The sequence below is a fragment of the Streptomyces sp. NPDC048600 genome (assembly GCF_055587025.1).
The window spans coordinates 1-16837 of sequence record NZ_JBVJGZ010000036.1; the positions used below are offsets into that span (position 1 = coordinate 1).

General features: G+C 74.2%; 18 protein-coding genes and 1 tRNA gene. 14 read left to right on the forward strand and 5 right to left on the reverse strand.

What is annotated here, in order from left to right; genetic code table 11:
- The first annotated feature begins 223 nt into the window (after positions 1-223).
- From ACZ6SQ_RS33720 to ACZ6SQ_RS33785, 14 genes are all read left to right on the forward strand, one after another.
- Entirely contained in the window at positions 224-1786 is a 1563-nt protein-coding gene (locus tag ACZ6SQ_RS33720) for a sensor histidine kinase (RefSeq protein ID WP_469568929.1), read from the forward strand.
- 83 nt (positions 1787-1869) lie between these two features.
- Positions 1870-2304, forward strand: coding sequence for a roadblock/LC7 domain-containing protein (locus tag ACZ6SQ_RS33725; RefSeq protein WP_389322838.1), 435 nt, complete (start codon positions 1870-1872; stop codon positions 2302-2304).
- Between the two features lie 2 nt (positions 2305-2306).
- Complete coding sequence (locus tag ACZ6SQ_RS33730; protein ID WP_386378383.1) at positions 2307-2678, forward strand: DUF742 domain-containing protein; 372 nt, start codon at positions 2307-2309, stop codon at positions 2676-2678.
- On the forward strand, positions 2656-3276 hold the full coding sequence (locus ACZ6SQ_RS33735; RefSeq protein WP_469568932.1) for a GTP-binding protein: 621 nt from the start codon (positions 2656-2658) through the stop codon (positions 3274-3276). The genes ACZ6SQ_RS33730 and ACZ6SQ_RS33735 overlap by 23 nt, the downstream gene beginning before the upstream one ends.
- Before the next feature lie 60 nt (positions 3277-3336).
- Positions 3337-3912 carry a GAF domain-containing protein gene (locus ACZ6SQ_RS33740; protein WP_469568935.1) on the forward strand — a complete coding sequence of 192 codons (576 nt, stop codon included), beginning with the start codon at positions 3337-3339 and terminating at the stop codon, positions 3910-3912.
- A 289-nt stretch (positions 3913-4201) separates the two neighbouring features.
- Positions 4202-5230 (forward strand): L-threonine 3-dehydrogenase, encoded by a 1029-nt coding sequence (gene tdh / locus ACZ6SQ_RS33745; protein ID WP_469568938.1) that lies wholly within the window; start codon positions 4202-4204, stop codon positions 5228-5230.
- A 33-nt stretch (positions 5231-5263) separates the two neighbouring features.
- Positions 5264-6463, forward strand: coding sequence for a glycine C-acetyltransferase (locus ACZ6SQ_RS33750; RefSeq protein WP_469568941.1), 1200 nt, complete (start codon positions 5264-5266; stop codon positions 6461-6463).
- A 158-nt stretch (positions 6464-6621) separates the two neighbouring features.
- Positions 6622-7524 carry a LysR family transcriptional regulator gene (locus tag ACZ6SQ_RS33755; protein ID WP_469568944.1) on the forward strand — a complete coding sequence of 301 codons (903 nt, stop codon included), beginning with the start codon at positions 6622-6624 and terminating at the stop codon, positions 7522-7524.
- Between the two features lie 145 nt (positions 7525-7669).
- Positions 7670-8248 (forward strand): helix-turn-helix domain-containing protein, encoded by a 579-nt coding sequence (locus tag ACZ6SQ_RS33760; protein WP_469568947.1) that lies wholly within the window; start codon positions 7670-7672, stop codon positions 8246-8248.
- Positions 8245-8775, forward strand: coding sequence for a GNAT family N-acetyltransferase (locus ACZ6SQ_RS33765; protein ID WP_469568950.1), 531 nt, complete (start codon positions 8245-8247; stop codon positions 8773-8775). The genes ACZ6SQ_RS33760 and ACZ6SQ_RS33765 overlap by 4 nt, the downstream gene beginning before the upstream one ends.
- Positions 8776-8805: 30 nt before the next feature.
- Complete coding sequence (locus tag ACZ6SQ_RS33770; RefSeq protein WP_469568953.1) at positions 8806-9165, forward strand: MmcQ/YjbR family DNA-binding protein; 360 nt, start codon at positions 8806-8808, stop codon at positions 9163-9165.
- A gap of 139 nt (positions 9166-9304) precedes the next feature.
- Positions 9305-10660 (forward strand): MFS transporter, encoded by a 1356-nt coding sequence (locus tag ACZ6SQ_RS33775; protein ID WP_469568957.1) that lies wholly within the window; start codon positions 9305-9307, stop codon positions 10658-10660.
- A 107-nt stretch (positions 10661-10767) separates the two neighbouring features.
- Positions 10768-10844: transfer RNA gene (locus tag ACZ6SQ_RS33780), tRNA-Pro, on the forward strand.
- 287 nt (positions 10845-11131) lie between these two features.
- Positions 11132-12454, forward strand: a complete 1323-nt coding sequence (locus tag ACZ6SQ_RS33785) for a cytochrome P450 (RefSeq protein ID WP_469568960.1) — start codon at positions 11132-11134, stop codon at positions 12452-12454.
- A 6-nt stretch (positions 12455-12460) separates the two neighbouring features.
- Here the strand turns inward: ACZ6SQ_RS33785 and ACZ6SQ_RS33790 are convergent, their stop codons facing one another.
- From ACZ6SQ_RS33790 to ACZ6SQ_RS33810, 5 genes are all read right to left on the reverse strand, one after another.
- Positions 12461-12862, reverse strand: a complete 402-nt coding sequence (locus ACZ6SQ_RS33790) for a (2Fe-2S) ferredoxin domain-containing protein (RefSeq protein WP_469568963.1) — start codon at positions 12860-12862, stop codon at positions 12461-12463.
- Positions 12859-13395, reverse strand: coding sequence for an NUDIX hydrolase family protein (locus ACZ6SQ_RS33795; protein ID WP_386378263.1), 537 nt, complete (start codon positions 13393-13395; stop codon positions 12859-12861). Before ACZ6SQ_RS33795 ends, ACZ6SQ_RS33790 begins: the two co-directional genes overlap by 4 nt.
- A gap of 15 nt (positions 13396-13410) precedes the next feature.
- Positions 13411-14547 carry an amidohydrolase family protein gene (locus ACZ6SQ_RS33800; RefSeq protein ID WP_469568968.1) on the reverse strand — a complete coding sequence of 379 codons (1137 nt, stop codon included), beginning with the start codon at positions 14545-14547 and terminating at the stop codon, positions 13411-13413.
- Between the two features lies 1 nt (position 14548).
- Positions 14549-15952, reverse strand: coding sequence for a type I glutamate--ammonia ligase (locus ACZ6SQ_RS33805; protein WP_469568971.1), 1404 nt, complete (start codon positions 15950-15952; stop codon positions 14549-14551).
- A 74-nt stretch (positions 15953-16026) separates the two neighbouring features.
- Positions 16027-16836, reverse strand: coding sequence for an SAM-dependent methyltransferase (locus tag ACZ6SQ_RS33810; RefSeq protein ID WP_469568974.1), 810 nt, complete (start codon positions 16834-16836; stop codon positions 16027-16029).
- Between the last annotated feature and the right edge of the window lies 1 nt (position 16837).

The window sequence follows — 16837 nt, forward strand, 5'->3', positions numbered from 1 at the left end:
GTCCAAGAGGCCGTCGCCGCCCCCTCCCCCCCCCACCCCCCCCCCCTCCACCCCCCCCCCCCCCCCCCCCCCCCCTCCCCCCCCCCCCCCCCCCCCCCCCCCCCCCCCCCCCCCCCCCCCCCCCCCCCCCCCCCCCCCCCCCGCCGCACAGCTGTCCAGCCAGACCGGCAGCGAGCAGAAGCTCGAGGTCTTCGTCAACCTCGCCCGGCGCCTCCAGTCCCTGGTGCACCGCGAGATCGCGATCCTCGACGAGCTGGAGAACGAGATCGAGGACCCCGACCTGCTCAAGGGCCTCTTCCACGTCGACCACCTCGCCACCCGCATCCGCCGCCACGCCGAGAACCTCGCCGTCCTCGGCGGCGCCGTCTCCCGGCGGCAGTGGAGCAACCCGGTGTCCATGACGGAGGTGCTGCGCTCCGCCATCGCCGAGGTCGAGCAGTACTCGCGGGTCAAGCTGGTGCCGCCGGTCGACGGCGAACTGCGCGGACACGCCGTCGCCGACGTCATCCATCTGCTCGCCGAACTCGTCGAGAACGCCACGGTGTTCTCCTCCCCGCACACCCAGGTCCTGCTCCGCGCCAACCTGGTCACCTCGGGACTCGCCGTCGAGGTCGAGGACCGCGGGCTCGGCATGCCGGTCGGCGAGCAGAGCCGGATGAACGAGCTGCTCGCCGACCCCGACCAGGTCAACGTCGCCAGCCTGCTGGCCGACGGGCGCATCGGACTGTTCGTCGTCTCCCAGCTCGCCAAGCGGCACGGCATCACCGTCCGGCTCCAGAGCAACATCTACGGCGGTGTCCAGGCGGTCCTCGTCGTACCCCAGGCTCTGCTGGGCGGCGCGCCCGGCCCCGCCGCGGCACCGGGCCGGTCCGAGGGACAGGGGCAGCCGGCCGTGCCGGGCGCGCCCGTACCCGCTCTCACGGGACAGCCACCGCAGGGCGGGGAGACCCGCATGCCCGCCGGCCCGCCCCCGTCCGGACCGCGCCCCGGCGCGCCCGGAGCCGGACAGGGCCCCCTCGCCACCCCGGCCCCGTACGGCGGCGGCCCCGACAGCTCCCCGGCCCCGCACGACCTCACCGGCCCCGCGGGCCGGCCGTCGTCGGCCACCGCGCCCCCCGGCGGCCACACCCCGCACACAGCGCACCCGGAACCCCCCACACCCGCGCCCTACGTCCCCCAGGCGCAGCCGGAACCCCCGGCCTTCCGGCCCCTGCCGCACAGCACCCCGCCGCCCGCCCAGCCCGGCGCACCGCACGTTCCCCTCCCCGTGCGCGGCGCGCGCGTGGAGCGGCGCACCCCCGCCGACGCCGCCCCCGGCATCCGGCCGGGCGACCGGCCGGTCCTGGAGGAGCACGGCGCCGCCCCGCCGGTCCCGCGCAACGGGGCGGTGCGCGGCACCATGGGCAAGCCCCAGCTGCCCAGACGCCGCGCGCAGGAGCACATCGTCCCCCAGCTCCGCGAACGCCCGGCGCCCCGGCCGGACGCCGAGGAGCACGTCGGCCACGACCCGGGTCTGATGGCGGCCTTCCAGCGCGGCATCGGCCTCGCGGAGACCCGGCACGGCCTGGAGGCGACGCACGACGGCTCGGGCCCGGTCGGCGGCCACCCGCCCCTGCCGTACCCCGACCTGGCCTACGACGTCGTACCGGCGGCCCCCGAGTCCCGTACGACGGCGCACCCCGCGGACGTGCTCGACCGGCACTCCGCGGCGTCACCGGTCGCGCCCCTGCCCGCAGCCGGTACCGACCACACCGCACGGCACGACGGGAGCGCACCAGCCGGATGACCGTCCACGCACCCACCCCCACCGCAGCCGCAGACCCCACCGGCGCTGCCGCGGCCCCCCGTATCCCAAGGAGTCGAACCACCATGGCGACCGACGCGCCGACCGGTCATGTTTCCGACCTCGACTGGCTGATGAGCGGCCTCGTGCAGCGGGTGCCGCACACGTCCAGCGCGGTTCTGCTCTCCTGCGACGGCCTCGTGAAGTCCGTGCACGGCCTCGACGCCGACAGCGCCGACCACATGGCCGCGCTCGCCTCCGGCCTGTACTCGCTCGGCCGCAGCGCGGGCACCCGGTTCGGCGACGGCGGGGACGTGCGCCAGGTCGTCGTCGAACTCGACTCGGCCCTGCTGTTCGTGACCACCGCCGGCGCCGGGACCTGTCTCGCCGTGATGGCCGGCCGGGAGGCGGACGCCGCCGTCCTCGGCTACGAGATGGCCATGCTCGTCAAGAGCGTCCGTCCCTATCTGGTCACCGCGCCCCGCCAGCACGCCGTCGAACCCACGGTGATGAGGCCTTGAGCGTGGCGGCGGCCGGTGACGGGCCCTGGCTCGACGACGCGGCGGGACGGCTGGTGCGCCCGTTCACGATCAGCAACGGCCGCACCCGCCCCTCCGTGGCTTTCGACCTCATGTCGCAGGTCATGGCCACCGGGGTCACCCCCCTCGGCCAGCCGGGCCCGGAACACTCGCTGGCCCTCGACCTGTGCCGGGCACCCATCTCGGTCGCCGAGGTGGCCGCGCACCTGAAGCTGCCGGCGGCGGTCACCAAGGTGCTGCTGTCCGACCTCGTCGACTGCGGGGCGCTCACCACCAAGCCCCCCGAGTTCCACCACAACCCGACGGACCGGGCCCTTCTGGAGGCAGTGCTCGATGGACTACGACGACAGCTCTGACTACGACGGCGCCACGGACCCCTTCCCCACCGCGCTCAAGATCCTGGTGGCGGGAGGCTTCGGGGTCGGCAAGACCACGTTCGTCGGCGCGGTGAGCGAGATCCAGCCCCTCTCCACGGAGGAACTCCTCACCACGGTCAGCGCCGCCACCGACAACCTCGACGGCATCGAGAACAAGGTCGAGACCACCGTCGCGATGGACTTCGGCCGGATAACCCTCGATCCGCAGCATGTGCTGTACCTGTTCGGCACACCGGGCCAGGAGCGGTTCTGGTTCATGTGGGACGAGCTGTCCGAGGGCGCGCTCGGCGCGGTCGTCCTCGCGGACACCCGCCGGCTGGAGGAGTGCTTCGCGGCCGTCGACTTCTTCGAGGAGCGCGGCCTCGGCTTCATCATCGCCGTCAACGAGTTCGACGGCGGCTACCGCTACCACCCCGAGGAGGTGCGTGCCGCCCTCGACCTGGACCCCGAGGTCCCCGTCGTCTGCTGCGACGCCCGGATCTCCAGCTCCGGTGTGCAGACCCTGCTCACACTCGTCAAACACCTCATCGCCCACGCGCCCGTGGCCCCCGCGCCGAGCCACGGCGCCCACAGGTGATCCCAGCCCCCTTCCGACGGAGCCGCACATGCCGTACGACCACAGCGACGGAGCCCGGTGATGAGCTACGACCCGCCCCGCCCGGCCGGTCGGCTGCTGCTCACCCCGCAGGACAGCGAGGCCCCCGCGCGCGCCCGCCGGCTGCACGGACTGGGCCTCGGGGAACGCCCCGAGCCCGCGCTCGACTCCTTCGCGGCCCGGCTGGCGGGCCTGACCGGGACGACGTACGCCATGGTCAACTTCATCGGTGAGCAGGCGCAGTTCTTCGCGGGCCTGCACGCGCCCGAGACCGCCCCGGTGGTCCGGGAGGACGGCACCCGCGCCGAGATCGGCCGCTTCCTGCCCCGCGACCACGGCTTCTGCCCCCATGTGGTGGTCCGGCGCCGGGCGCTGGCCCTGGGGGACGTGCGCGACTATCCGCGCTTCGCGGGCAACGCGGTCGTCGACGACCTCGGCATCCGCGCCTACCTCGGCGCCCCGCTCCTGGACAGCACCGGTATGGCCCTCGGCACGGTCTGCGTCGCCGACGTGATGCCCCGGTCCTGGGGCCGGGAGGGGCTGGAGACCATCAAGTCGGCCGCCGCCGAGCTCGTCGTACGGCTGGAGCGACCGGCGGGCGACGGACTGCCGATCTGAGGCGGGAGAGGGCACCCGCAGGCGGGCCGACGGGGGCGGCGGAGGCGACCGTGGCGTGCGGGCCTGCGGGCCGCCGGGGCGATGGCGGCGACCGTCCGGCTGGCGATCCGAGGCGGAAGTGTGCTCCGGGGCACAGGGTGTGAAGGAAAGCTGTGGCGGCGCTTAAGAAATCCTCGATGGACCCCGGCCGCGCCATACGGCAGATTTCTCACCGCATCCCCATCTGCCCCCGTCCACGGGACCATTCGGCGTGCCCGCGGCCGGGATCACACCCCACAGGAGCCGTCGCGTGAAGGCGCTGGTCAAGGACAAGGCGGAACCCGGACTCTGGCTGCGGGACGTCCCGGAGCCGCAGATCGGTCACGGCGAGGTGCTCATCAAGGTGCTGCGCACCGGCATCTGCGGCACCGACCTGCACATCCGCTCCTGGGACGGCTGGGCGCAGCAGGCGATCCGCACCCCCCTCGTGGTCGGCCACGAGTTCGTCGGCGAGGTCGTCGAGACCGGCCGGGACGTCACCGACATCGCGGTCGGCGACCGGGTCAGCGGCGAGGGTCACCTGGTCTGCGGCAAGTGCCGCAACTGTCTGGCCGGCCGCCGCCACCTGTGCCGGGCCACCGTCGGCCTCGGCGTGGGCCGCGACGGAGCCTTCGCCGAGTACGTCGCCCTGCCCGCCTCCAACGTCTGGGTGCACCGCGTCGCCGTCGACCTCGACATCGCCGCGATCTTCGACCCGTTCGGCAACGCCGTGCACACCGCGCTGTCGTTCCCGCTGGTCGGCGAGGACGTCCTGATCACCGGGGCCGGTCCGATCGGCCTGATGGCCGCGGCGGTGGCCCGGCACGCCGGCGCCCGCAACGTCGTGATCACCGACGTCAGCGAGGAGCGCCTGGAGCTGGCCCGCAAGATCGGCGTCAGCCTCGCGCTGGACGTCTCGCGCTCCACGATCGCCGAGGGCCAGCGCGAGCTGGGTCTGCGCGAGGGCTTCGACGTCGGCCTGGAGATGTCCGGCAACCCCGTCGCGATGCGCGACATGATCGCCAACATGACGCACGGCGGCAAGATCGCCATGCTCGGCCTGCCCGCGCAGGAGTTCCCGGTCGACTGGGCCCGCATCGTCACCTCGATGATCACGATCAAGGGCATCTACGGCCGGGAGATGTTCGAGACCTGGTACGCGATGTCCGTCCTGCTGGAGGCCGGCCTCGACCTCGCCCCCGTGGTCACCGGCCGGTACGGCTACCGCGACTTCGAGGCGGCCTTCGCCGACGCCGCGAGCGGCCGCGGCGGCAAGGTCATCCTCGACTGGTCCGCGTAATCCACCTCTCTGGGTACTTCTAGGAGCTTCTCGATGTTCGACTCCGTGCGCGACGACCTGCGTGCCACCCTCGACGAGATCCGCGCCGCCGGGCTGCACAAGCCCGAGCGGGTGATCGGCACCCCGCAGTCCGCGACCGTGAACGTCACGGCCGGCGGCCGTCCCGGCGAGGTCCTCAACTTCTGCGCCAACAACTACCTCGGCCTCGCCGACCACCCCGAGGTCGTCGCCGCCGCCCACGACGCCCTGGACCGCTGGGGCTACGGCATGGCCTCCGTGCGCTTCATCTGCGGCACGCAGGAGGTGCACAAGGAGCTGGAGGCCCGCCTGTCGGCGTTCCTCGGCCAGGAGGACACGATCCTGTACTCCTCCTGCTTCGACGCCAACGGCGGTGTCTTCGAGACCCTGCTCGGCGCCGAGGACGCGGTGATCTCCGACGCCCTCAACCACGCCTCGATCATCGACGGCATCCGCCTGTCCAAGGCCCGCCGCTTCCGCTACGCCAACCGCGACATGGCGGACCTGGAGGCGCAGCTGAAGGAGGCCGTGGCCGCGGGCGCCCGGCGCAAGCTGATCGTCACCGACGGCGTCTTCTCCATGGACGGCTACGTGGCGCCGCTCGCCGAGATCTGCGACCTGGCCGACCGTTACGACGCCATGGTCATGGTCGACGACTCGCACGCGGTCGGCTTCGTCGGCCCCGGCGGCCGCGGCACCCCCGAGCTGCACGGCGTGATGGACCGCGTCGACGTGATCACCGGCACCCTCGGCAAGGCCCTCGGCGGCGCCTCCGGCGGCTATGTCGCGGCCCGCGCCGAGATCGTCGCCCTGCTGCGTCAGCGCTCGCGTCCGTACCTGTTCTCCAACACCCTCGCCCCGGTGATCGCCGCGGCCTCGCTGAAGGTCCTGGACCTGCTGGAGTCGGCCGGCGATCTGCGCGAGCGGCTCAACGCCAACACGGCTCTGTTCCGCTCGCGGATGACCGAGGAGGGCTTCGACGTCCTCCCCGGCGACCACGCCATCGCCCCGGTCATGATCGGCGACGCGGCCGAGGCGGGCCGGATGGCCGAGCTGCTGCTGGAGCGCGGGGTGTACGTGATCGGCTTCTCGTACCCGGTGGTGCCGCAGGGCGCGGCCCGTATCCGCGTCCAGCTGTCGGCCGCGCACTCCACCGAGGACGTGAACCGCGCGGTGGACGCGTTCATCGCCGCGCGCGCGGAGCTGGCCGGCTGAGTCAGGGCCTCACCGGCTGATTCCCGCCTGCCGGGCGGCGTCGCGCCCCAGGTCCCCGCGTCGGACTCCCGCCGTCGCCCCGAGGGCGGGGCGGGTGGGAGTCCGACGACCGGGTTCGGGGGCATTCGCACCCCTTCCGGCCTGAGAGAATCGACTTCGTGATCGAGGCACGGCGGCTCCATATCCTTCGTGCGGTGGCGGACCACCGCACGTTGACGGCGGCTGCCGCCGCGCTGTATCTCACGCCCTCGGCGGTCTCCCAGCAGCTCACCGCGCTGGAGCAGGAGACCGGGCACCGGCTGGTGGAACGCGGTGCCAAGGGCGTACGGCTCACCCCGGCGGGCGAGATCCTGCTCAGCCACACCAACGCCGTCCTGGCCCAGCTGGAGCGGGCCGAGGCGGAGCTGGCGGCGTACGGCTCGGGCGAGGCCGGCACGGTCACCGTGGCCTCCTTCGCGACCGGTATCGCGCTGGTCGTGGCCCCGGCGGTGGCCCGGCTGGCCGCCTCGGCGCCGGGTATCCGCATCCGGGTGCAGGACGCCGAGGGCGACGCCAGCCTGCCGATGGTGCTGGACCGGCAGGTCGACGTGGCGGTCGCCGTGGAGTACCGCGGAGCGCCGTCGGCCGACGATCCACGGCTGACCCATGTGCCGCTGTACGCCGAGCCCTTCGACGCCGTCGTCCCGGTGAGTCACCGGCTGGCCGACGCGGGCGAGGTACCGCTGGCGGAGCTGGCCAAGGACCCGTGGATCGGGCCGTACCCCGGCAACCCCTGTCACGAGGTGGTCGTCCTGGCCTGCGAGGGCGCCGGGTTCCAGCCCCGGCTGGAGCACTCCTCCGACGACTTCCGCGCCGTCGTGGCCCTGGCCTCGGCCGACGCGGGCGTGGCCCTGGTGCCGCGCTCGGCGCTGCGCGGCATGGATCTGGCGGGCGTGGTCGTCCGTCCGGTGGACGGGGTGGCACCGACCCGCCGCGTCTTCGCGGCCGTACGCCGGGGCGCGGAGGAGCACCCGCTGATCAGTCCGGTGCTGGACGCGCTGGGCGCGGTGGCGCGGGGGTAGCGCCCGGACGGGCGTCCTGGGGGCGCGGGGAACGGCGCGACCGGCCCCGACGCACGGAAAACCCGGCCACCCGCCCCCGAGGCCGAGCGGCGGGCGTGAGGGTGCCGTAACAGCGCTGTTTCATATGTGGGATAGCGTCCCGGATATGAAACGAGACGAGGTCGGGTCGGGTGGTGTCGACGCGCTCCTCGGCGCCCGGCTGGCCGAGCTGCGGGCCGAACGCGGCTGGTCCCTGGGTGAGTTGGCGGAGCGCAGCGGTGTCAGCCGCTCGACGCTGTCGCGTGCCGAGCGCGCCGAGACCAGCCCCACCGCCGCCCTGCTCAACCGCCTGTGCGCGGTCTACGGCCGCACGATGTCCCAGTTGCTCAGCGAGGTCGAGGCGGAACCCGCCCCGGTCGTCCGGGCGGCCGACCAGCCCGTCTGGGAGGACCCGTCCTCCGGCTTCGTACGGCGTTCCGTGTCGCCGCCGCACACGGGACTGCGCGGCGAACTGGTCGAGGGGCGGCTCGCGGCCGGCGCCGACATCGCCTACGACCGGCCGCCCGTGCCGGGGCTGGAGCAGCACATCTGGCTGCTGGAAGGGGAGTTGGAGGTGACCGCGCAGGACATCGCGCACGCCCTGCGCGCGGGCGACTGTCTGCGGCTGCGGGTCTGGGGGCCGACCCGGTTCCGCTGCCCGGGCCCAACTCCCGCGCGCTACGCCCTGGCGGTGGTGCTGCCATGACCGTGACCCGACTGGACGCCGGACAACTACTGTCCTGCGCCGACGAGTTGGCACGACTGCTCACCGACACCGTCGAGGGCGGCGCCTCCATCGGCTTCCTCGCGCCGATGGACCCGGGCACGGCGCTCGCCTGGTGGCGGGAACGCGCGGCGGCGGTGGCGGACGGACAACTCGGCGTGTGGATCGCGCGCGACGGGGACCGGGTCGTCGGGACCGTCGGCCTCGCCTTCCCCGGCAAGCCCAACAGCCGCCATCGCGCCGAGGTCGTCAAACTGATGGTCCACCGCGACGCCCGGGGCCGTGGCCTCGGCCGCGCCCTGCTCACCGCGGCCGAGGAGGCCGCGGCGGCCGCCGGCATCACCCTGCTGCACCTGGACACCGAGACGGACAGCCCCGCCGAGCACCTGTACCGGTCGGCCGGCTGGACCAGGGCCGGCGTGATCCCCGACTACGCGGCGACCCCGGCGGGCGTCCTGCGCGGGACCACGATCTACTACCGGCACCTGGGCGTCCCCGCCGCGCGGTGATTGTCAGTGCCGGGCGCTACGGTGCGTGGCATGCAGGAAGCCGAAGACGTACGCCGTGTCGCCCTGTCCCTGCCGGACACCAGTGAGAAGGTCGCCTGGAGCATGCCCACGTTCCGGGTCGCGGGGAAGATGTTCGCGACGCTGCCGGAGGACGAGTCGTCCATGGCGGTGCGCTGCCCCAAGGAGGAGCGCGACGAACTGGTGCTGGCCGAGCCCGACAAGTTCTGGATCGCCGGCCACGAGGCGCAGTTCGCCTGGGTGCGCGTACGGCTGGCGGCCCTGGAGGACGAGGGCGAACTGCGTGACATCCTCGCGGACTCCTGGCGCCAGGCGGCCCCGTCCCGGCTGCTCGACGCCCACCCCGGACTGGGTCTGCAGGCCGGGGACTGACGCCGCCCGGGGACCGGCGCCGGCCGGCCCCGGAAAACCCCTCGGGCGCCACCGGCGGTCCGTGGCATGATCCGAGGCCTATAGGTCTAGACCGGGTCTGGGGGTGCGGGCCCGGTCGTGCTCGGGGAGGGACGCGCGGATGTCGGGGAGGGCGCCGGGAGGACCGGGGGAGCGGGCGGCAGGACCCGGTCCGTCAGAGGTACGGGGGCCCGCCGGGCCACGCCCGCCGGAGACGGAGGGCGCCGAGCACCCCGGAGGACCGCCGCCCGTCTGGTCGCGCGACTTCGGGCTCTTCTTCGTCGCCCGGGCCGTCGCCCGGCTCGGGGACACCATGCTCCCCGTGGCCCTCGCGGCCGGACTCCTCCAGCACGGGTACGGGGCGGGCGCGGTCGGACTGGCGATGGCGGCGACGGTCGCGGCCTTCGCCGCACTCGTCGTCTTCGGCGGTGTCCTCGCCGACCGGTTCAGCACCCGCAAGCTCATGATCGGCGCCGACCTCGTCCGGCTCGCCACCCAGGCCCTGACCGCCGTCCTCTTCTACGCCGGCCATGTGGTGCTCTGGGAGATCTGCGTCATCGGCCTGCTCAACGGCGTGGCCGGTGCCGTGTTCCAGCCCGGCGTCGCCAGCACGGTCCCCCGGCTCGCCTCCGACGTCCAGGGCGCGAACGGCGCGATCCGTATCGCCGAGTCCGCCGCCCAGCTCGCCGGACCCGCCACGGCCGGCGTGCTGGTGGGCATCGCCGAGCCGGGCGGCGTCTTCGCGGTGCACGCCGTCACCTACGCGGTCAGCGCCCTGTGCCTGCTGCTGCTCCGCCCGCTCCCGCCGGTCCGCTCCGGACACGCGCCGGGGCGCGGGGCGAAGGCCTTCCGGGCCGACCTGGCCGAGGGCTGGCGCGAGTTCCGCTCCCGCACCTGGATGTGGGCGGTCATAGCCATCTGGTGCCTCTACATGATCGCCGTCTGGGGCCCGACCGTGCCGCTCGTCGCCACCGAGGTGGTCCAGCGGCACGGCCCCGGCGCCTACGGTCTGATCAACTCCGCCCTCGGCGCGGGCACGGTCGTCGGCGGCCTGGTCGCCCTGCGGCTGCGCCCCCGCCGCATGCTGCGGGCCGGCGCCTTCGCCCTGACCGGCTTCACCGCCTTTCCGACGGCCGTCGGGCTCGGCCTGGACGTGCCCGCCATGGCGGCCGGAGCCGCGGTCGCCGGGGCGGGCATGTCCTTCTGGGCGGTGATGTGGGCGACCAGCGTCCAGACCCAGGTCCAGCCGGACGTCCTCAACCGCATCCACGCCTACGACGTGGCCGGGTCCCTCGCCATGATGCCCGTCGGCCAGGCCCTCGCCGGACCCGCCGCGTCCGCCCTCGGCACCCATGAGGTCCTGCTCGTCAGCGGGGCGGTCAGCGTCGTCGTCGTGGTGGCGCTGCTCTCCGTCGCGGCCGTCCGCGACCTGGTCCGTGTCGACCCGGCACCGGCCTCCGCGCCCCGGACGCCCTGACCTCGCGGTCGTCGCGGCCGTCGCAAAAGGAGTGCGCGACCACCGACCCGAGTGGGGTATGGTTGCTCTGCGCGTTCGGCCAGGGGAAAGCCCAGGTCAGACGGCACCGGGACGTGGCGCAGCTTGGTAGCGCACTTGACTGGGGGTCAAGGGGTCGCAGGTTCAAATCCTGTCGTCCCGACCAGCTTCTACGCAGGTCGGAGGCCGTTTCCCAACTATGGGAAACGGCCTTTTCGTATGCCCTTGATGTCCGGGCCGCCCGTGGCCGTTCGCGCAGTTCCCCGCGCCCCGAACAGCGGGGATGCCCTTTTACTCGCGGTTCGGCCCGACGCGACCCCGGCCCTGCCCGGTCCCGGCACCCCGGTCGACGCGTCGCACGGCGGGGTGTCGTCCGGCTGTGCCCATCGCCTACAGTGCGTGATGACCGCACCCCGTCCCAGTGACGCAGCGCCGCCGAACAGGAGCAGACCTGTGGCCACCGAAGTCCGTACCGGCTCCGACCCGGGCCGGTCACCGGCCGGGCGGCCGCTTCCCGAACTCGCCCCCGAAGCCGTCGCCGAGTGGCGCGCCGGAGGCGGCGAACCGATCGAACTGTTCACTCTGGCACGTCAACAGGTGGGCGGAGTGGCCGCGTTACGGCTCGGACCCCGGCCGACCGTCCTGGTCACCGCCCCGCACGCCGTGCAGCACGTCCTCGCGCTCCACCCCGACCGCTACGTCAAGCGCTCGCACCGCGCCCGGCTGCTCATCGGCGACGGAGTGCTGGCCGCGACCGGTGAGGCATGGCGGCGGCAACGGCGGCTGCTCCAGGCCCAGTTCACCGGCCGCGGACTGCGACGCTACGAGGAGCGGATCGGCGCCGCCGCCGACACGGCCGCCGCGCGCTGGGCCGGATTCGCCGACAGCGGCGAGGAGTTCGACGTGGGCGAGGAGATGCGGCGCTTCGCCCTGGACACCATCTGGCGGTCCCTGACCGGGCATGCCCTGGACGCCGTGACGGAGGGCGAACTCGCCTCCGTGCCAGCGGTGGTGGCCGCGCTGCCCCGGCTGCCCGAGGACACCGTCGTCGCCGAGGGGGCCGTCGCCGGGGATCTGGCCCGGATCGACGCCGTGGCGGCCCGTGCCATCGCCGCCGCCCGCACCGGCGCGGCCGGACCCGACGGACCCGGCCTGCTGCATGTGCTGACGGAGGCCGCCGAGACCCGCCCCGAGTACACCGAACGCCTGGTCCGCGACGAGCTGGTCACCCTGATGGTCGCCGGGCACGAGACCACGGCCACCACCCTGACCTGGCTCCACCTGCTCCTCGACCGGCACCCCGGGGAACGGGAACGGGCCCTCGCCGCGGGCCCCGAGGGCTCACCGGAGCGGCGCCAGGCCGTCCAGGCCCTGGTCCACGAGACGCTCCGGCTCTATCCGCCCGCGTGGATCATGCCGCGGCACGCCGCCCAGGACGACGTGCTCGCCGGGTACACGATCGAGGCCGGTACCGACATCGTCGTCTGCCCCTACCTCACCCACCGCGACCCCGGCATCTGGCCCGAGCCCGAGAGGTTCGCCCCGGCGCGCTTCCGCGACCCGGGCGGCCGGCCCGCCGACGCCGGGAGCTACTACCCGTTCGGTGTCGGGCCCCGGGCCTGTCTGGGGCTCCAGTTCGCGCTCCGGGAGTCGGTGGCCCTCCTGGAGCGCCTGCTGCCCGCCCCGTCTCCACGGTTCCGCTCGGCGCCGACGGGGGCCGTGTACACCATCACGGTCCGGCCGGACGGCCCGGCCCTCGCGACGCTGGACGCCTGAGCGTCCTCACCGGCGGGAGCGCGCCGAGGCCGGCCTCGGCGCGGGCACGAACTGGAGCTCCAGCGCGGCGGGCGGCTCGGCGATCCCCGGACCGCCCTCCGCCGCCCAGCGCACCAGCTCCCCGGTGCTGTCCTCGTCCGTCGCGAAGCCCACCCACACCGGCCGCCCGCCCGCCGCGCGGCCCGTGCTGGAGGGCCGCACCACGACCACGTTGGCCTGGCCGCACGGCCCGAGGCAGTCCGAGGTGCGCACGGCGAACCGGCCGCCGGAGTCCGCCGCGGCGGCACGCAGCGCCCTCAGCTGCCCGTCGTGGTCGAAACCCGGGTTCTTGCCTCCGTCGCCGCAGCAGCAGCCCCGGCACACCACCAGCGTGCAGGGGCGCCGCGCGGCTGCGACGACCGCCCTCAAAACGCCAGACCGACGTGCGCCAGCGCCTGCTTCAGCAGGACGCCGTGCCCGCCCGGCATCTCGCTCAGGACGGCCATCGAGGCCGCCTCGTGCGGGCTGAACCACACCAGGTCCAGCGCGTCCTGCCGGGGCCGGCAGTCGCCGGTGACCGGGACGACGTAGGCGAGGGACACCGCGTGCTGACGCGGGTCGTGGTACGGCGTGATGCCCTGGGTGGGGAAGTACTCCGCGACCGTGAAGGGCTGCGGGGAGGCCGGGATCCGGGGCAGCGCCACCGGGCCGAGGTCCTTCTCCAGATGGCGCAGCAGCGCGTCGCGGACCCGCTCGTGATGCATCACCCGGCCCGAGACCAGGGTGCGGCTCACGGTGCCGTCCGGTCCGATGCGCAGGAGGAGTCCGATGCTGGTGACCTCGCCGCTGTCGTCGACGCGCACCGGCACCGCCTCGACGTACAGGATCGGCATGCGGGCGCGTGCCAGTTCGAGCTCGTCGGGAGTCAGCCAGCCTGGCGTGGTCTCGGTCAAGTCAGACATTGCTTGATCATACTTTCAGGAGTCGTGGGAAAGGCGATAGACCCGGCGGGCGTTGTCCGCTCCCGCCCACCGCGCGTGGCGCACGGCGTCTTTCAGGCTCATCTCGTCGGTGTCCACCCGGTCCTGGAGCAGCTCGCCGAGTCCCCGGCGGAAGGCGAGCGCCCCCAGCCAGTGGAACTCGGCCAGTCCGCAGGCGTCCGAGCTGTACAGGAGTTTGCGGTACGGGGTGATCTCCAGCGCCTCCTCGAGCACCGCCCGTGCCCGGACCGGTCCCACCTGGTGCAGGGTCAGTCCCACGTCCAGGTACACCTGCTCGAACACGGCTGAAAGATAGGCGGCTTGGCGGTGGTAGGGCCAGCAGTGCAGGAGCAGCACCGGCAGGCCGCCGGGGACCAGCCGCAGCCAGTCGGTCAGCCGGGCCGGGTCGGAGCGGTGCAGACGCAGGTCGTTGTCGCCGAACCCGGTGTGCAGCTGGAGCGGCAGTCCCAGGTCTACGGCCGTCCACAGCAGATGACGCGTCAGGACCGGGTCGTCGAGCCGGCCGCCGCGGGCCAGCCAGCGCCGGGCCGCGGCCGTGACCTGCTGGTCGGTGGGCCGGGCGGGGTCCAGGTCGAGGCCGGTGCGATAGGCGGCGACCGACTTCACCGCCACCACGCCCGGGCGGCGCACGGCGTCCAGCGCGGCCGCGCGGAACCGGTCGGCGTACTCGTCCGGCTCGACGCCCCGCGCCGCCACGTCCTCCGCCACGCTCTCCAGCCGGACCACTTCGTAGGCCACCGCCCCTGCCGCGGCGGCGAGTTGGGCGGGAGTGCCGAGCCGCTGCGGCGCGTAGCCGGTGTCGACGCAGAACACGGCGGTCCCGGCGCCGGTCAGGAACCGCCGGTCGGTCTCGGCCCGCCCCAACTCGGCCCGGCGGGCCAGGTAGTCGGCGGCCGGGGCGTGCCGCGGCAGGTCCAGCAGGGGCGCGCAGTACCGGCGAACGGCCGTACCGACGGGGGTGTCGAACGCCGAGACGCCGGGCCAGGGTTCGCCCTCCGTGAGGAGGGACTCGAACTCGGCCGGACCCGGGGCGGAGCCGGTCACGCCGTGGCAGTGGTGGTCGACCAGGCGCAGTTCGGCGAGCGCCTCGTGCACGGCTCCATCGTGCGACATGTCAGTACACCCAGCGGTAGACGGCGGCGACCTGGGCGTCCTCCAGGCCGTCGACGGCCGCGATCTCGCCCTCCCGCACCGCGATCACCGCGTCCGTGAGCCGGGCCCCGAGGGCCTCGCGGAGCACCTCGTCCGCGCGGAACGCCCCGACGGCCTCCGCCAGGCAGGTCGGCAGCCGCCGCACCGCGCGGGCCGTGGCCTCCTCGGGGGTGAGCCGGGCCGGGTCGCCCGTGGTCTCGCCGGGCAGCGTCGCCTCCCGGTCCACCCCGTCCAGGCCGGCGGCGATCACCGCGCCCAGCGCGAGGTAGGGGTTGGCGGCCAGGTCCACCGGTTTCACCTCCAGATTGGCGGCCCGGTCGCGCAGCCCCGCCGTGCCCGTGATCAGCCGCAGCGCGCACTCGCGGGTCTCCAGGCCCCAGGCGGTGAAGACGCCCGCCCACTGGGAGGGCCGCAGCCGCAGATAGCTGGCCGGGCTGGGCGCGGTCACCGCCGTCAGGGCGGGCAGCCGGTCCAGGACCCCGGCCGCGAACGCCTCCGCCTCGGCGGTCATGCCGTGGCGGCGGGTACCGCCGGTGTGCAGGTTCAGGCCGGCCCGCCACAGGGAGAGATGGAGGTGGCCGCCGTTGCCGGCGCCGACGGCGGTGACGGCGGGAGAGAAGGAGACGCGCAGGCCGTGCCGCCGGGCCACCGCGCGGATCGTCTGCCGCAGCAGCACACTGCGGTCGGCCGCGGCCACCGGGTCGAGCGCGCCCGCCGAGATCTCGAACTGCCCGGGCGCGTACTCGGGATGGAACTGGTCGACGTCCATGCCCTGTGCCGCGCACACGGCCAGCAGATCGGCGCCGAAGTCGCTCAGGTCCACCTGGCGGGTCGCGCCGTAGGCAGGGCCCGTGGTGGCCGGCACGAACTCCCCGGCGGGCGCGGAGTCCAGGCCCACCGCCCACTCGACCTCCACGGCCGCCCGGAACTCCAGGCCGAGCCGGGACCGCGCGCCGGTGAGCAGATGCCGCAGGAAGGTGCGTGAGCAGCCCGGGTGCGGGCGCCCGTCCTGGGTGATGCGGTCCACCGGCGCCCACGCCCAGCCTGGCTGCCCGGCCAGTACGGTCAGTCCGTCCAGGTCCGGGTACAGCCGCAGGTCGCCGTCCGGGGAGCCGAGGTCGCCGCTGGTCACGATCGCGTCGTCGGCGAGGAAGGTGTCGAAGACCGGCGACATGCCCACGCCCCAGGCCGCGGCCTCCGCCAGTCTGCCGGTGGGGACCGTCTTGATCCGGCCGACGCCCGCGGTGTCGACGTAGGACAGGACGATGCCGTGCACGCCCCGGCCGGCCAGTTCACCGGCCAGTCCGGCGGCCCGCTCGACGTCGCCCGGGCGCCCGCCGGGGACGGGGTCGGCAAGGGTGGTCATGCGTCCTCCTCGGCGGCCGGGGCGGGGCCGGGGGTCGGGGTGGCACGGGGGCCGTGCCACCGGGTCACGCGGCGTCAGGGTTTCACGGCGACCGCGCCGAACTGCGGCACCACGACCGGCGCGTGCAGTTCCGCGCGCCACTGCGAGCAGGGCACCAGACCGGGTTCCAGCAGGTCGAGGCCGTCCAGGAACGCGGCGGTCTCCGCCCGGGAACGGGCGGTGATCGGCGGGGTGGCGTGGGCGTTCCAGAAGTCCATCGCCACCGCGTTGCCCTCGCCGCCGACGTCCGCGTCGAAGGTCGGATGGGTCAGCACCAGGAAGCTGCCCGGCGCCACCGCCTCCATCACCCGGCGCACGATCAGCCGTGCCTCGTCGTCGTCCAGCACGAAGTTCAGGATGCCCAGCATCATCACCGCGACCGGCCGGTCCAGGTCCAGGACCTCCCGTGCCCGCGCCACGATCGCCGCGGGGTCGTGCACATCGGCGTCGAGGTAGTCGGTGACGCCCTCGGGGGTGCTGGTCAGCAGGGTGCGTGCGTGCAGCAGGACGATCGGGTCGTTGTCGACGTACACGATCTTCGATTCGGGTGCGATCCGCTGGGCGATCTCATGGGTGTTGTCGACGGTCGGCAGGCCGGTGCCGATGTCCAGGAACTGCCGGACCCCGCGCTCCTCGGCCAGGAAGCGCACCGCGCGGCCCAGGAAGTCGCGGTCGGCCCGGGCGACGTCCCTGATCACCGGGAACATCCCGGCGACCTGCGCGCCGACCCGCTGGTCGACCTCGTAGTTGTCCTTGCCGCCGATCCAGTAGTTCCAGACCCGCGCGTTGTGCGCCACGGTGGTGTTCAGCCGGGCCGCCCCCTGGGGACCCTCGCTGTCGCTCACG

What these genes read in the sequence shown, in the direction of transcription:
- ACZ6SQ_RS33725 (WP_389322838.1), top strand. Translation starts at nt 1,870, where the DNA reads ATGGCGACCGACGCGCCGACCGGTCATGTTTCCGACCTCGACTGGCTG.
- ACZ6SQ_RS33735 (WP_469568932.1), top strand. Translation starts at nt 2,656, where the DNA reads ATGGACTACGACGACAGCTCTGACTACGACGGCGCCACGGACCCCTTC.
- ACZ6SQ_RS33740 (WP_469568935.1), top strand. Translation starts at nt 3,337, where the DNA reads ATGAGCTACGACCCGCCCCGCCCGGCCGGTCGGCTGCTGCTCACCCCG.
- ACZ6SQ_RS33750 (WP_469568941.1), top strand. Translation starts at nt 5,264, where the DNA reads ATGTTCGACTCCGTGCGCGACGACCTGCGTGCCACCCTCGACGAGATC.
- ACZ6SQ_RS33760 (WP_469568947.1), top strand. Translation starts at nt 7,670, where the DNA reads ATGAAACGAGACGAGGTCGGGTCGGGTGGTGTCGACGCGCTCCTCGGC.
- ACZ6SQ_RS33765 (WP_469568950.1), top strand. Translation starts at nt 8,245, where the DNA reads ATGACCGTGACCCGACTGGACGCCGGACAACTACTGTCCTGCGCCGAC.
- ACZ6SQ_RS33770 (WP_469568953.1), top strand. Translation starts at nt 8,806, where the DNA reads ATGCAGGAAGCCGAAGACGTACGCCGTGTCGCCCTGTCCCTGCCGGAC.
- ACZ6SQ_RS33775 (WP_469568957.1), top strand. Translation starts at nt 9,305, where the DNA reads ATGTCGGGGAGGGCGCCGGGAGGACCGGGGGAGCGGGCGGCAGGACCC.
- ACZ6SQ_RS33795 (WP_386378263.1), bottom strand. Translation starts at nt 13,395, where the DNA reads ATGTCTGACTTGACCGAGACCACGCCAGGCTGGCTGACTCCCGACGAG.
- ACZ6SQ_RS33800 (WP_469568968.1), bottom strand. Translation starts at nt 14,547, where the DNA reads ATGTCGCACGATGGAGCCGTGCACGAGGCGCTCGCCGAACTGCGCCTG.
- ACZ6SQ_RS33805 (WP_469568971.1), bottom strand. Translation starts at nt 15,952, where the DNA reads ATGACCACCCTTGCCGACCCCGTCCCCGGCGGGCGCCCGGGCGACGTC.